The 14389-nt window shown below is 66.5% G+C and carries 12 protein-coding genes; 7 read left to right on the forward strand and 5 right to left on the reverse strand.

The genetic code is table 11. The features are described from left to right. The first annotated feature begins 124 nt into the window (after nt 1-124). A complete protein-coding gene (locus tag EL337_RS09010) occupies nt 125-925 on the forward strand; it encodes a hypothetical protein (protein WP_232786892.1) in 801 nt (266 codons plus the stop codon). Here EL337_RS09010 and EL337_RS09015 read toward each other — a convergent pair. The 3 genes from EL337_RS09015 to EL337_RS09025 are packed head-to-tail and all read right to left on the reverse strand — an operon-like array spanning nt 906 to nt 5690. After that, a complete protein-coding gene (locus EL337_RS09015; RefSeq protein ID WP_048634587.1) occupies nt 906-2759 on the reverse strand; it encodes a putative bifunctional diguanylate cyclase/phosphodiesterase in 1854 nt (617 codons plus the stop codon). The genes EL337_RS09010 and EL337_RS09015 overlap by 20 nt on opposite strands. Nucleotides 2760-2766: 7 nt before the next feature. After that, complete coding sequence (locus EL337_RS09020) at nt 2767-4944, reverse strand: Rv1355c family protein (RefSeq protein WP_083443242.1); 2178 nt, start codon at nt 4942-4944, stop codon at nt 2767-2769. After that, on the reverse strand, nt 4941-5690 hold the full coding sequence (locus EL337_RS09025; protein WP_048634588.1) for a hypothetical protein: 750 nt from the start codon (nt 5688-5690) through the stop codon (nt 4941-4943). Before EL337_RS09025 ends, EL337_RS09020 begins: the two co-directional genes overlap by 4 nt. 548 nt (nt 5691-6238) lie before the next feature. On the opposite strand from EL337_RS09025, the gene EL337_RS09030 reads away from it, so the two are divergent. The 3 genes from EL337_RS09030 (at nt 6239) to EL337_RS09040 (ending at nt 9019) form a co-directional block, all read left to right on the forward strand. After that, a complete protein-coding gene (locus EL337_RS09030; RefSeq protein ID WP_048634589.1) occupies nt 6239-6691 on the forward strand; it encodes a MaoC family dehydratase in 453 nt (150 codons plus the stop codon). A gap of 157 nt (nt 6692-6848) precedes the next feature. Beyond that, a complete protein-coding gene (locus EL337_RS09035; protein WP_407662584.1) occupies nt 6849-8123 on the forward strand; it encodes a flavin-containing monooxygenase in 1275 nt (424 codons plus the stop codon). Next, nucleotides 8120-9019: an alpha/beta hydrolase gene (locus EL337_RS09040; protein WP_048634590.1), complete on the forward strand. Its 900-nt coding sequence runs from the start codon at nt 8120-8122 to the stop codon at nt 9017-9019. Before EL337_RS09035 ends, EL337_RS09040 begins: the two co-directional genes overlap by 4 nt. Here the strand turns inward: EL337_RS09040 and EL337_RS09045 are convergent. Next, entirely contained in the window at nt 9005-9826 is an 822-nt protein-coding gene (locus EL337_RS09045) for a mycofactocin-coupled SDR family oxidoreductase (protein WP_048634591.1), read from the reverse strand. The genes EL337_RS09040 and EL337_RS09045 overlap by 15 nt on opposite strands. Further along, nucleotides 9823-11007 (reverse strand): acyl-CoA dehydrogenase family protein, encoded by a 1185-nt coding sequence (locus EL337_RS09050; RefSeq protein ID WP_048634592.1) that lies wholly within the window; start codon nt 11005-11007, stop codon nt 9823-9825. The genes EL337_RS09045 and EL337_RS09050 overlap by 4 nt, the downstream gene beginning before the upstream one ends. Nucleotides 11008-11104: 97 nt before the next feature. Here EL337_RS09050 and fabG point away from each other — a divergent pair, with 97 nt between their 5' ends. The 3 genes from fabG to EL337_RS09065 all read left to right on the forward strand — a co-directional run bounded on the left by fabG (nt 11105) and on the right by EL337_RS09065 (nt 14388). Next, complete coding sequence (gene fabG, locus EL337_RS09055; RefSeq protein ID WP_048634648.1) at nt 11105-11845, forward strand: 3-oxoacyl-ACP reductase FabG; 741 nt, start codon at nt 11105-11107, stop codon at nt 11843-11845. Then, a complete protein-coding gene (locus EL337_RS09060; protein ID WP_048634593.1) occupies nt 11845-13059 on the forward strand; it encodes an acetyl-CoA C-acetyltransferase in 1215 nt (404 codons plus the stop codon). The genes fabG and EL337_RS09060 overlap by 1 nt, the downstream gene beginning before the upstream one ends. A gap of 135 nt (nt 13060-13194) precedes the next feature. Continuing rightward, a complete protein-coding gene (locus EL337_RS09065; protein ID WP_048634594.1) occupies nt 13195-14388 on the forward strand; it encodes an acyl-CoA dehydrogenase family protein in 1194 nt (397 codons plus the stop codon). Nucleotide 14389 lies beyond the last annotated feature (1 nt).

Below are 14389 nucleotides of genomic sequence, written 5' to 3' on the forward strand. Positions count from 1 at the left end.
ATCCGGCATGCCATAGCCTTTAGCAGGCCGAGAAACTCCGGCCATGGCAAATTTGAGGCAAATAACCGTGTCCTGTGAACCCGAATGGGACGATGAAGTCGACGTCGTATGTACCGATTCCGGTATGGCCGGATTGGCGACCGCGATTTCGGCGATCGACGGGGACGCCGAGGTCTTCCTGGCCGACGCCCACGACGAGCCGCGCCCCGGGGGCACGGGCGGTGCCGGTCGGACATGGTTCGACTTCGGCGACGACGCGGCAACCGCCGAATACCGGAACCAGCTGACCGCGGACCTCGACCTCGCGGCGCTCGCGCAGTGCGGTGCCGATCTACCTGTACGCCTGGCGGGGGAGGCGGTGCCGGCCCGACGCCGACCACGGCCGCCCTTCGAGGGTTCGCGGCTGCGGGAGTGGACCGCCGAATGCATCGCCTCGCCGTCGGGATATCTGTACACCAGGGTTACCGACTGGACGTCGGAGATGACCGAGTGCGGGCCGGGGGAGCTGGTCATGGTCTCCGAGATCGGCTCGATCACCCCGGATTCCGACGACCCCGCCGGTTCGGTCGTCGAATTGCTCACCGCCGAGGTGCTCGACCGCGGACTGCCGCCCCACCGGGTGCGCCGATTCGACCGCCTGGTCTTCGAGGAGGGCACCGTGGTGGGCGCGGTGTTCTCGACCGAGGATGGCCCGCTGGCGATTCGTGCGCGCCACGGAGTGCTGGTCTGCCGACAGGCACCTCCCGGCGGTGACGACTTCTATCGGCGCCTTCCCGATGATGCCGACCTGCGGATAGCCCTGATCGGCAAGGACGGCAGCCGATTCGGGCGTGTCGAACTGCTGACCTCGAACGAGGAGATCGCCGCGATCGCCGGCGCGGTGCCCCAGCAGGCCGACGGTGCCGTCACGATTTCGAGAAGCTGACCGGGATCCGGCCCTTGGCCAGTAGCGATTCCATCGCCGCGCCGGCGATGGGGCGGGACAGCAGAAAGCCCTGAGCGCGGTGGCAGCCATGCCGGAGGAGCGTCAACGCCGCGGCGTCGGTTTCGACCCCCTCGGCGACCAGCTCGAGACCGAACGCTTCGGCCAGGGCGATGATCGCCCGCACGATGGCGAGATCGCCCGGATCGGAACCGAGTTCGCGGACGAATCCCTTGTCGATCTTCAGGGTGTCGACCGGCAGCGACTTCAGGTGCGACAGCGCACTGTAACCGGTGCCGAAGTCGTCGATCGCGATCCGGACGCCGGCCTGCTTCAACCCGTTGAGTGTGACGCGGGTGGTCTCGATGTCCTGGACGACGACGCTCTCGGTGATCTCCAGGCAGACCGAACCGTGATCCAGGTCGAACTCGTCGACGATGCCCGCGACCGTGTCCACGAAACCATCGGTGACCAGCTGCACCGGTGACACGTTGATCCGCATGATCGTGTCCCTGCCGACACCGCGCGACCGCCAGCCGGCGAAGTCGGCGCAGGCCGTCCGCAACACCCAGCGCCCCAGCTCCCCGGCCATGTTGATCGACTCGGCGACCCCAATGAACGACTCGGGGGACAGTAGGCCCCGGGTGGGGTGCTGCCACCGGACGAGGGCCTCGGCGGCCAGGATGTCCCCGGTTCGCATGTCGACTTCCGGCAGATAGTTCAGCAGCAGCGCACCGTTTTCGATGACGCTCTGCAGATGAAGCTCGATGTCGTTGTTGAAGTCGTTCTTCATCGACATGTCTTCGGTGAACACGGCGACCTTGTTGCCGCCGGAGCTCTTGGCGGTCAGCACCGCCTGGTCGGCCCGCCGGAGCAGGTCGGATGTGGTGTCACGGCCTGGAACACCCTGTGCCACACCGATACTGACGGTACGCGTCAGCATCTCGCCGTCGATCGACACGCGCTCGCGCAGCGTCGACTGCAAGCGGTAGGCGAGTTCCTCGGCGGCCTCCTCGTCCATCGGTGCCGCGGGGACGACGACGAACTCGTCACCGCCGAGCCGCGCGATCAGATTGGGGTGCTCCGCGCCTCTTCTCAACCGTTCCGCCAGCACCCGGATGAACCAGTCACCCGCGGTGTGGCCCAGGTAGTCGTTGATGGCCTTGAGCCTGTCGAGGTCGAAGAACAGCGCCGACACCGGTCCGGGCGCCCCCGCGGCCAGCCGCTCGTCGAGATGGGCGAGCAACGCCCGCCGGTTGTGCAGACCCGTCAGATCGTCGTGTTCTGCCAGATAGCGCAACTGCTCCTCGGCCTGCACCCGTGCCTGGACCTGCGCGAACAGCGACGCGATCGCCTCCAGGGCGTTGAGTTCCTCGACGCTCCATGCCCTGTCGCCGAACTTGATGAACCCGAGCACCCCGGTGGTGAGCTCGCCGGAGACCAGCGGGGCGGCGGCCATCGACGTGGCAGGCACGTCCCGGGTCTCCTCGATGCGCTTCTGGTAGTCGTCGGTCGCCGGCTCCGGTCGAAACACCATGGGCTTCTTGCCGTGTTCGGACTGTGCGAACACCGGGTCGGCGTCGGCGAAGTACACCAGGGCGAGGGGATCCGGATCGGGAACTCCGGGTCGGACGGGCCATTCCGCGATCAACCGCGATGCGCGGATCGTGTGGTCGTTGTAGCGCAGAAAGCTGACGTCGACGCCCAGATAGGCCACAAGGTCGGCAAGGACGCGCTGGCTCACTTCGACGGAGGTGGCCGCGTTCGCCGCCATCAACTGGGTGGCCACCGTGGTGACGACCAGGTCGAGACTGCGTGGTGTGTCGCTGTCAGGCATGGTGCAGTCAGAATACGGGTGGGCCAGAATTGTCGAGAGGCCGTCGCCTGCTCCGGACAGATGCGGGTGCCGCGGTGGTCAGTCGGAGGATCAGGACCGGCGCCTCGCCTGACCGATGTGGCGTCAAGTGACGAAACGCACTCTGCAATTCGGCCAATCGACCGGTGAATCGCGGTGAGAGCTCGCCAAGTTCATCCTCGGTGTGGGCGTAGAGGAAGACCGGTGAGATCGGTTGTACGGAAAGGCCGTGACGTTGGGCGACGAGCCACACCGCCTCGGCTGCGGCACCGCCGCGGGCATAGCCGGTCAGCGAGAGATCGTCGGTCATGACCACTGCCAACGCCGAGCTGCGTGCGATGCGCGTCCGCGTGTCCGCACCCAGTGACGCCCCGGTGCCCCACGCGGCCAACTCGGACATGACATCGGGCCGGCGCAGGATGTCGAGCGTGACGAGCTCTGCGGGTGCCAGCTCGAGACTGCGCACGTCGATGCCCGACTCGGGCACACTGTCGCCGGGCCAGCGCATCTCGGACGCCATGTCTGCGTGCAGGTGCGGCGTCAGGTAGCGGATCCGGTCGGTCTCGGCCAGCAGGACGCCCGCCTGGTCGAGGACGACGTCGTCGGCCAGCAGCTGCAGGCCGGCGCCCTCGTGCTGGGCCGCACGGAGCAGATCCTCGACTGTCCGGGCCGGCAGGCGCGACGGTGTTCCCATCCGGCGGTTGGTCTCGCGGTCGCCGAGGATCGGGAACAGCGAAGCCAGGGATTCGTCGGTGCCGTCGCCGAGTTCGATGACGGCACTCAGCGGAGACCCAGGTTCGGTTTCGGAGAATTCCGTCCGCCCCAGTACGTGATGCGCAGCGGCGGCGACCTGTGCGTTGAATGCGGCGGCACCCACCGCTACCGCGCTGCCCCGCAGTCCGACATCGATCGTCGACCGGTACTCGGGCGCGAGCCGGACGGTGACGGCGGTCGCTGTCCACCCGATGTGCCACGGCTGCATATTGCCGCCGGACGGGGCACGGCTGGCCGCCAGAGCGACGGCGTGCACAGCGTCGCCGGGGGGAGCGGGTGCATCGGCGGGAGGATCCCAGCCGGGCGCGGGCGGCCGCTCCGCCGGGTCTGTGAGTCCGCTGAGGGCCGCCGCAGTGTCCAGGCGGGTTCTGCCCGACGAAAGTGGTTCGCCCAGGCCTATTCTGCGTACCGCTTCGGCAACGGTGGCTGCCCCGACAAGGACGTCGCCGGCCAGCTGGGGCCACGTCGACAGCGTCTGCCCGACCTCGACCAGGGATGCCGCGCCGCGCGCCGAGAGGTTGCCGCCGTCGATGATCCGCAGGACGTGCGGGATCTTCTCCCGGCTGTCCAGGCCGGCGAGGCCGGCTGCATCCAGCTCACCGAGCAAGCCGTGGAAGATGGGCCGCTCCGGGTCCAGATCGAACCGCTCGACATCGATCAGGCCGCGGTCGCTGGAGGCCATCACCACCGGCAGCCGTCGGGCCCGGGCGCGTTCGCGGATCAGCGCCTTGACGTCGAGTGAATCGCATTCTTCGACGACGACGTCGAGCCCGTCGAGGAACTCGTCAACCGTGTCCCGGGTCACCCCCGAATGCAGCACGCGGACACTGACATAGGGATCGATCTCGGCGATGCGCCGGGCGGTGGTGAGCGCCTTGTTGTGGCCGAGGTCGAAAACGGTTGCCGGAACCCGGTTGAGATTGGACAGCTCCAGATCGTCGAAGTCCGCGAGTCGCAACTCGCCGCACAGGCCCTGCATCACCAGTGTGTGTGCCACAGCGTGGCCGACGCTGAGTCCGACCACACCGATCCGCAACCTGCCGAGCTTCTCCTGTTCTTCAGTGGTGATCAGGTTGCGGTTTCGGTCGGTTCGGACGCGGCGATACGCACGTGGTCCGAGGATGCCGACGACGCTCCGCCGCCACGGGTAGTACGCCCACCGCGGTGGTTCGTCGGTCACGTCGGTCGTCGGAGCCGGTTGCAGGCCGGCCAGTGTGGCCAGCTGCTCGACGGTGCGATCGAGGAACTCGATCCTCGGATCGTCGCGCAGCGCGTCCAGCGCCTGTCGGCCTTTCGGCTCGGCAGGGTCGAGAATTACCGCGCTACAGGCACTCTCGGCGTCCGCCAGCTCGGTAACGCTGTCTGCTCGCGCATCAAAGTGCTCAAATGTCACAGCGCATTATCGCGCAGCGGCTGATGGACCGCCGAGGCGGCCCGCAGCCGTTCCATCGCCAGGATCTCGTTGAAGATGCGCGACACCTGGCCGGGTTCGGCGTGCCGGATGAATGTTCGCCGGTCCCACCACATCATCTTGGTGCGGTAGCGCGGATCCGGATACGGGGTCGCCGGGATCGAAGCGACCACACCCCCGGAGGAACGCCACTTGTCGAGGACGTGCGGGGCGGAGGTGGCCATGCAGAACTGGAGGTCCATCGCGGCCATGGCGTGGAAGCCGCTGCGGGCAAGGGCGCGTGTCACTCCCTTCGTGGAGTCTGAGTTTCCGGTGACGAAGGCGGACTTCATCTCCAGGATTCCGAACGGCACGCGGTCGTCGATCATCTTGCGCACCGCGGCCAGGCCGGGCTGGCCGTCCCATTCGACAACCGCGTGGGAATCGTCGGCCCCCGTCAGCGGACCTTTGGCGCGGACACCTCCGATGACCTGCCCCGAGGGATTCAGCGCCGCCCAGAACATCGCGGTGTCGTGCCCGTCGCTGATCTCGGCGACGTCAAGAGCGTCCTGGACCCCGTACTTGCGGTAACTGCGCTCGGCGCCGTCCAGGTATTCCAGCCACAGGTCCGGCTCGAGGTCAGGCTGGGACATCACCATCGTGCATTGCGCATCCGCATCCCACCAACGGTGGCTGCGGGCGAGCTGAAAATCGTGTTTGCGGGAGGATTTCAATGACGAAATTGGCACGGCTTTTTTCCTTACGTGGGGGGTAGAAATCGCTGGCACTCGCTGCCGACTTCGGGATCGAATGTCGGCATCAATATGACTAGTCAAGTATTCGCCGCCGGTGACCGTATTTCTAGCTAGCCGAGTGTCATTTTCTCTTTCCGAATTACGAGTTCGGAATCAACGTCGAAAGCGTTACCCCGGGGCTCGTGAATTCGCGTCAAATGTGGGCGCTTCAACCGGTCGGCACGGCGACAATTCGATGCAGTTGACCGTCGACACCGGCGTGATGCGCGCTTTTTGTCGACAATTGCCGCGCTGCCGTTCTGCGTCGCGGACGGTGCTGGTGGCCATGCCGACCCCCGAACCGTGGTCCGTCGACGCGCTCCAGAGTGACGGCACGTCTTTGCTGTGCTCTTCGGTGCAACGCCGGCACCCGGCGCGGGGCACACCGACGCGCACCGGGCCCCTGCCGGCCCGAGTAGGCGTGTGGCACTGTGAGGTCGGCATTGCACGCTTGGCGCATCGCGCGGCCGTCCTGGCGGACGGCCGGGGTGAAAGGAGAGCTAGTGAAGAAGTTCGAGGATCTCGCCGAATTCGTCGCGGCCGAAGGCACGCAACTGGGCCCGACCGAGTGGTTGGAGATCACCCAGGACCGGGTGAATCTCTTTGCTGATGCGACCGACGATCACCAATGGATCCACGTCGATCCCGAGCGAGCTGCCAAGGGACCGTTCGGCGGGACGATCGCGCACGGTCTGCTCACGCTTTCGCTGCTTCCGCATTTCACGCACCAGCTCTACTCGGTCGACAACGTGGCAATGGCAATCAACTACGGCTACAACAAGGTCCGTTTCATCACGCCGGTCCGGGTCGGCGCGAAGCTGCGGGCGCGGGCGGAGATCGCCTCGGTGACTCAGCTCGACAACGCGGTGCAGGCGACATTGGCCACGACGGTGGAGATCGAAGGCTCCGACAAGCCCGCGGCGGTGGCCGAGTCGATCGTGCGTTTTCTCGGCTGACCCACTCCCCGCGCCGCGACCACCGTGGTAGAACAAGCGTCAGAAACTTTTGACGTAAGTCAAAAATGCGGTGCTGGCGCGAGGAGTGACAGTGGTCAGGACAGATCCGCAGGTTGCGGTGATCGGTGCCGGTATCAGCGGCCTGACAACGGGCAAGATGCTCAAGGACTACGGCGTCCGCTACACCACCTTCGAAACGTCGGATCGCGTCGGCGGTAACTGGGCATTCGGCAATCCCAACGGACGTAGCAGCGCCTACCGGTCACTGCATATCGACACGTCCAAACATCGACTGTCCTTCAAGGACTTTCCGATGCCCGAGCACTATCCGACGTTTCCGCATCATTCGCAGGTCAAGTCTTACCTCGACGAGTACGCCGACGTCTTCGGGTTGCGCGACCACATCGAGTTCGGCAACGGGGTGGTGCACGCCGCCAGGAACGCCGACGGTGGCTGGTGCATCCGCGACCAGGCCGGCGCCGAGCGGCACGCCGATCTACTGGTGGTCGCCAACGGCCATCACTGGGATCCGCGCCAGCCGGAGTTTCTCGGCTCGTTCACCGGCCAGTCGATGCACTCACACTCCTACATCGATCCGTCGACGCCGCTGGACCTGAGCGGCCGGCGCATCCTCGTGGTCGGGATCGGCAACAGTGCCGCCGACATCACGGTCGAGCTGTCGTCGAAGGCATTGCGGAACGAGGTGACTCTCTCGACGCGATCCTCGGCCTGGATCGTCCCGAAGTACATCGCGGGCCGACCCGGCGACACGTTGTTCCAGACGTCGCCCTACCTCCCCCTGCGCTGGCAGCGCAAGGCGCTACAGCTGGTCGCGCCGATGCTGGGAACCGATCCGACCAGCTACGGCCTGCCGCCCGCGGACCACAAGTTGTTCGAGGCACACCCGACACAGTCGGTGGAGTTGCCGTTGCGGCTCGGCTCGGGCGATGTCACGGCCAAACCCAACATCGCCCGTCTGGACGGGCACACCGTGCACTTCGTCGACGGAACCAGCGGCGAGTTCGACGTCATCATCTACGCCACGGGCTACAACATCACCTTCCCGTTCTTCGATCCCGACTTCATCAGCGCACCCGACAACGCGATCCGGCTCTACAAGCGGATCTTCAAGCCGGGCATCGATGACCTCGCCTTCGTCGGCTTCGCCCAGGCGGTCCCGACACTGTTCCCGTTCGTCGAGTGCCAGGCCCGGCTCGTGGCGGCGTATGCGGTCGGGCGCTACGCGCTTCCCCCGGTCGACGAGATGGAGAAGACCATCGACGCCGATCAGCAGCTGCACGCCGGACACTGCACCGACCGCCCGCGCCACACCCAGCAGGTGGATTACTTCATCTATGACCATGATCTGCGCAAGCGTGAGATTCCCGCAGGCATCCAGAGGACGCGCCGTGCGGCCGGGATCAGCCGATGACGCGTATCGAGGCCGGCTTCGTCAGCGGTGACGACCCCTGCAGCGCATGGCATTTCGAGGCCGATGGGGATCAGCGGCCGGTGGTCGTGATGGCGCACGGCTTCGGCGGGACCAAGGACTCCGGGCTGGAACCGTTCGCGCAACGCTTCACCGCCGCCGGGCTGGACGTGTTCGCGTTCGACTACCGCGGCTTCGGCGCGTCGGGCGGGCAGCCGCGCCAGTCGCTGTCGGTGCGGCGGCAGATCGAGGACTACCACGCGGCGGTCGAGGCGGCCAGGACGTTGGACGGGGTCGATGCCGAGCGGATCGCGCTGTGGGGCGCGTCGTTCTCGGGCGGCCACGTGCTGCGGGTGGCCGCCGAACGGGACGACGTCCGTGCCGTGGTCGCGCTGACGCCGCTGACCAGCGGGATGGCGGTGAGCCGCGCGGCGATGGCGTCACGCAACATCGTCACGTCGTTGCGCTGGACCCTGACCGGCGTGAAGAGCCGGATCGCGGTCGGCCGCGGGGCCGCCCCCATCACGATGCCGCTGGTGTCGCCGGTCGGCGAGGCGGGTGCCCTCGCGCTGGAGGGCGCTTATGAGAGCTATTCCGCGATGGCCGGACCGACATGGCGCAACGAGATCGACTGTTCCATCGGACTCGAAGTGGTCGGAATACGCACCACCGCGGCGGCCAAGAAGCTGCGCTGCCCGCTGCTGGTGCAGATCGCCGACTTCGACCGGTACGTGCCCGCCGACGCCGTTGCGGCGACGGCGGCGCACGGCAGAGCCCAGGTGCACCACTATCCGTGCGACCACTTCGACGTCTGGCCGGGTAACGACTGGTTCGACAAGACAGCGAGCGATCAGGTTGCGTTCCTCGAAAGGACGTTGCTCGGCTCAGTACTGAGTTGAGCCCTGATCGACCGAAATCGCACTCGCGGTAATATATTTCGCCTCGTCGCTGGCCAGCCAGCACACAGTGTCGGCGATGTCCTCCGGTTCCAGCGCCCAGGTGGGCAGAAACGGCGTCATCATGTGCTGCAGCTGTGGGTTGGTCTCCATCGTGGCGGCGACCGCCGCCACCATGTCGCCGCTGCCCATGGGGGTGAGCACCGGGCCCGGGTGGACGCTGTTGACGCGGATCGAGTGCTTGCCCAGCTCGGCGGCGAATGCGCGCGCCATGCCGGTCACCGCATGCTTGCTGGCCGTGTAGTGAATCATAAAGGGCTGCAACTTGACTCCTGCAGCGGAACTGATCAGGATGATCGAGCCGCCGCGGGCCCCGTCGATGATCTTCTGCGCGCCGGCCATCACCGTGTTCCACGTGCCTGTCACGTTGATGTCCATCACGTCGCGGAAGTCCTCGGGCCGAATCTGATCCCAGACCTGGGGCGCGGCGACACCGGCGTTGGCGACGATGATGTCCAGTCGGCCGAACTTGGTCACGCCGGATTCGACTGCGGCGCAAAGCCCTTCGCTGTCGCGGGTGTCGACCGTCGACGCCACGATGCGGCGACCGGTCTCCTCGACGAGCTTCACGGTCTCGGCAAGGTCGTCGGGAGTCGCCGGGTCGTAGCGCACGCACGGCGGCAGCGGCCCTGCAATGTCGACGGCGATGATGTCGGCGCCCTCATTGGCCATCCTCACCGCATGGGCGCGGCCCTGCCCGCGCGCCGCTCCGGTGATGAACGCGACCCGGCCGTCCAGGCGACCCGTCATCGCATTGCCTTCCGCTGGGCCTTCACGAGTCCCCCTCCGATGATCAACCGCTGAATCTCACTGGTGCCCTCGTACAGTCGCAGCAGGCGTACGTCCCGGTAGATTCGCTCCACCGCAACCTCACGCATGTACCCGCTGCCGCCGTGGATCTGTACCGCGAGATCGGCGACCTTGCCTGCCATTTCGGTGCAGAACAGTTTGGCTGCCGACGGGGCGATCCTGCGGTCCTCGTCGCTGATCCACTTGTGCGCGGTCTCGCGAACCAACGCCCGGCCGGCGAGAACGCCGGTCTGCTGATCGGCGATCATCGCCTGCACGAGCTGAAACTCGCCGATGGGTGTGCCGCCCTGCGTCGCGGTGGCGGCATAGGCCACAGACTCATCGAGTGCGCGTTGCGCGGTCCCGACGGCCAGCGCGGCGATGTGCACGCGCCCGCGCGCCAGTGACGTCATGGCCGCGCGGTAACCGATGTCGACGCTGCCCCCGACGAGCGCACCGGCCGGAACGCGCACGTCGGTGAACGTGACGTCGGCGGTCCACGCACCTTCCTGGCCCATCTTCTTGTCCTTCGGGCCGACCTTGACGCCGGGCGTATCGGCGGCCACCAGGAACACGGCGATGCCTGCACCTTTGTCGTCGGCGGGCCTGGTCCTGGCGAACGTCACGAACAGATCGGCGGTGGGCGCGTTGGTGATGTACTGCTTCTGCCCGTTGATGATCCAGTCAGCGTTGTCGGCGGAGCCGTCGCGGACGGCTTTCGTGCGAAGGCCGGACGGATTGGAGCCGGCTCCCGGTTCGGTGAGGGCGAACGACGCCACCACGTCACCCGACGCGATCCCCTCCAGCCACGTCGACTTCTGGTCATCGGTGCCGTACCCGACGAGGACCTGACCGGCGATGCCGTTGTTGGTGCCGAACATGGACCGCAGTGCCAGCGACGTGTAACCGAGTTCCATCGCGAGTTCGACATCCTGCACCAGGTTCAGTCCGAGTCCGCCGAATTCCTGCGGGATCGCATAGCCGAACAGCCCCATGTCTTTTACCTGGTCGCGGAGGTCGTCGGGGACCCGGTCCTCGGTGAGGATCTCCTGCTCGCGTGGCACCACCGCGGTGCGGACGAACTGACGGGTCTGCGCCAGGATCTCCCGGAAGTCCTCGTCGCTGACGTCGGATGTGGTCATCGGTGGTGCTCCTGAGTGAGGGTGCTGAATGTCAATCTCGTATATGAAATACGATAGCGTCCGGTGTGGCCGTACTGATACGAGGATGGGTGAGCAGATGTCATTGCTGACTGGACAGATCGCCGTGATCACCGGGGGAGCGCAGGGCCTGGGCCTCGCGATCGCACAGCGCTTCGTCGACGAAGGCGCGCGAGTGGTGCTCGGCGACATGAACCTCGACGCGACCCGGGCTGCCGCCGACAAGCTCGGCGGCGACGCGGTGGCGCGCGCGGTGCGGTGCGACGTGACCGACTCCGGGGACGTCGATGCGCTCATCGCCGCCGCGGTGGACGGCTTCGGCGGCCTCGACATCATGGTCAACAACGCGGGCATCACGCGCGACGCGACGATGCGCAAGATGAGCGAAGACGATTTCGATCAGGTGATCGCCGTGCATCTGAAGGGCACCTGGAACGGCCTGCGGGCGGCCGCCGCGGTCATGCGCGAGAACAAGCGCGGCGCGATCGTGAACATGTCGTCGATCTCGGGAAAGGTCGGCATGGTCGGTCAGACCAACTACTCGGCCGCCAAGGCCGGCATCGTCGGAATGACCAAGGCCGCGTCCAAAGAGCTCGCGTATCTGGGAGTCAGGGTCAACGCGATCCAGCCCGGGCTCATCCGGTCCGCAATGACCGAGGCTATGCCGCAACGTATTTGGGATTCCAAGGTCGCCGAGGTCCCGATGGGGCGCGCCGGTGAACCCGACGAGGTCGCCAACGTTGCCCTGTTCCTGGCCTCGGATATGTCCTCGTACATGACGGGCACCGTCCTCGAAGTCACCGGGGGACGGCATCTGTGATGCGTGACGCGGTCATCTGCGAGCCGGTCCGGACACCGATCGGCCGCTATCACGGCATGTTCACGTCGCTGACCGCGGTCGAGCTCGGAGTGGTTGCGCTGCAGGGGCTGTTGGCCAGAACCGGCGTCGCGCCTGACGCTGTCGACGACGTCGTGGTCGGGCACTGCTATCCCAGTATGGAGGCGCCTGCCATCGGGCGGGTGATCGCGCTCGACGCGGGGCTGCCGGTGACGGTGCCGGGTATGCAGATCGACCGTCGGTGCGGTTCCGGCCTGCAGGCCGTGATCCAGGCGGCCATGCAGGTGGCGAGCGGCAACAACGATCTCGTCGTCGCCGGCGGTGCCGAATCGATGAGCAACGTGGTGTTCCATTCCACCGACATGCGCTGGGGCGGGGCCAGAGGTGGCATCGCGGTGCACGACGCCCTGGCCCGCGGCCGCACCACCGCCGGTGGCAAGAATTATCCGGTGCCGGGCGGCATGCTGGAGACCGCGGAGAATCTGCGCCGGGAATACGGGATCTCCCGCGAGGAGCAGGACGAGCTGGCGGTGCGCTCCCACCGCCGCGCGGTGGCAGCGCAGTCGGAGGGCTTGCTCGCGGAGACGATCATTCCCGTGACGGTGACCAGCCGGTCGGGCGAGGACGTGATCGACACCGACGAGCATCCCCGTGCGGACACGTCGGTGGAGACCTTGGCGAAGCTGAAACCCGTTCTCGGCAAGTCGGATCCAGAGGCCACCGTCACCGCAGGCAACTCCAGTGGCCAGAACGACGCCGCCGCGATGTGCCTGGTGACCACCCCGGACAAGGCGGCCGAACTGGGCCTGCGTCCACTCGTGCGGGTCGTGTCTTGGGCCGTTGCCGGCGTCGCTCCGCACGTCATGGGCATCGGTCCCGTCCCCGCCACGGAGTCCGCCCTGGCCAAGGCCGGACTCAGCCTCGCCGACATCGACCTGATCGAGCTGAATGAGGCGTTCGCGGCCCAGGCCCTGGCCTGTATGCGTGAGTGGAGGTTCACCGCAACCGATCTCGAGCGCACCAACGTGCACGGCTCGGGTATCTCGCTGGGACACCCGGTCGGTGCCACCGGCGGACGGATGTTGGCGACGCTGGCGCGGGAACTGGACCGCCGCAACGCCCGCTACGGGCTGGAGACCATGTGCATCGGCGGCGGCCAGGGGCTGGCCGCGGTGTTCGAAAGGGTGAGCGCATGACATACAGCGCGAAGCGAAGCGGGATCGCGCAATGAGATACAGCGAGAAGCGAAGCGGGATCGCGCAATGAGTTACAGCGAGAAGCGAAGCGGGATCGCGCAATGAGATACAGCGAGAAGCGAAGCGGGATCGCGCATGAGTAAGTTGGCGCAGACGTTGGGCCTCACCGAGTTTCAGACTGAGATCGTCTCGACGGTAAGGCGTTTCGTTGACAAAGAGGTGATCCCCGCCGCTCAGGAGCTCGAGCACGCCGACGCCTATCCGCAGGCGATCGTCGACGCGATGAAAGAGATGGGCCTGTTCGGGTTGATGATCCCCGAGGAGTACGGCGGGCTGGGGGAGTCGCTGCTCACCTACGCGCTGTGCGTGGAGGAACTCGCCCGCGGCTGGATGAGCGTGTCCGGCGTCATCAACACCCACTTCATCGTCGCGTACATGATCCGCCAGCACGGCACCGACGACCAGAAGACCCGGTTCCTGCCGCGGATGGCGACCGGCGAGACCAGGGGCGCCTTCTCGATGTCGGAGCCCGAGCTCGGCTCCGACGTCGCCGCGATCCGGACCAGGGCCACCAACAACGGCGACGGCACCTACACCATCTCGGGTCAGAAGATGTGGCTGACCAACGGCGGCAGTTCGACGCTGGTGGCCACCCTGGTCCGGACCGACGAGGGGGCCGACAAACCGCACCGGAACCTGACCGCCTTTCTGGTGGAAAAGCCCACGGGCTTCGGCGAAGTCGCACCGGGGCTGACGATTCCCGGCAAGCTCGACAAACTCGGATACAAGGGCATCGACACCACCGAGATGATCTTCGACGGATATCGGGCCAACGCCACCGACATTCTGGGCGAGGCGCCGGGCCAGGGTTTCTTCCAGATGATGGACGGCGTCGAGGTGGGGCGCGTCAACGTGTCGGCCAGGGCGTGCGGAGTCGGTATCCGGGCCTTCGAGCTCGCCGTCCGCTACGCCCAGCAGCGCAGCACGTTCGGCAAACCGATCGCCGAGCATCAGGCCATCGCCTTCCAATTGGCGGAGATGGCAACCAAAGTCGAGGCAGCCCATCTGATGATGGTCAACGCGGCACGGATGAAAGACTCCGGTGAGCGCAACGACGTCGCCGCGGGCATGGCAAAGTACTTCGCCAGCGAGGTGTGTGCCGAGGTGACCCAGCAGAGCTTCCGGATCCACGGCGGATACGGATACTCCAAGGAATACGAGATCGAGCGGCTGATGCGCGACGCCCCGTTCCTGCTCATCGGTGAGGGCACCAGCGAGATCCAGAAGAACATCATCAGCAAGCGCCTACTGGCGGATTACCGGGTGTGAT

Origin of the sequence: Mycolicibacterium aurum, assembly GCF_900637195.1 — a bacterium.
GTDB lineage: Bacteria > Actinomycetota > Actinomycetes > Mycobacteriales > Mycobacteriaceae > Mycobacterium > Mycobacterium aurum.

Coding starts and splice junctions, on each gene's coding strand:
- EL337_RS09065 (WP_048634594.1), top strand. CDS start 13,195: ATGAGTAAGTTGGCGCAGACGTTGGGCCTCACCGAGTTTCAGACTGAG.
- EL337_RS09040 (WP_048634590.1), top strand. CDS start 8,120: ATGACGCGTATCGAGGCCGGCTTCGTCAGCGGTGACGACCCCTGCAGC.
- EL337_RS09060 (WP_048634593.1), top strand. CDS start 11,845: ATGCGTGACGCGGTCATCTGCGAGCCGGTCCGGACACCGATCGGCCGC.
- EL337_RS09045 (WP_048634591.1), bottom strand. CDS start 9,826: ATGACGGGTCGCCTGGACGGCCGGGTCGCGTTCATCACCGGAGCGGCG.
- EL337_RS09015 (WP_048634587.1), bottom strand. CDS start 2,759: ATGCCTGACAGCGACACACCACGCAGTCTCGACCTGGTCGTCACCACG.
- EL337_RS09050 (WP_048634592.1), bottom strand. CDS start 11,007: ATGACCACATCCGACGTCAGCGACGAGGACTTCCGGGAGATCCTGGCG.
- EL337_RS09035 (WP_407662584.1), top strand. CDS start 6,849: ATGCTCAAGGACTACGGCGTCCGCTACACCACCTTCGAAACGTCGGAT.
- fabG (WP_048634648.1), top strand. CDS start 11,105: ATGTCATTGCTGACTGGACAGATCGCCGTGATCACCGGGGGAGCGCAG.
- EL337_RS09010 (WP_232786892.1), top strand. CDS start 125: ATGGCCGGATTGGCGACCGCGATTTCGGCGATCGACGGGGACGCCGAG.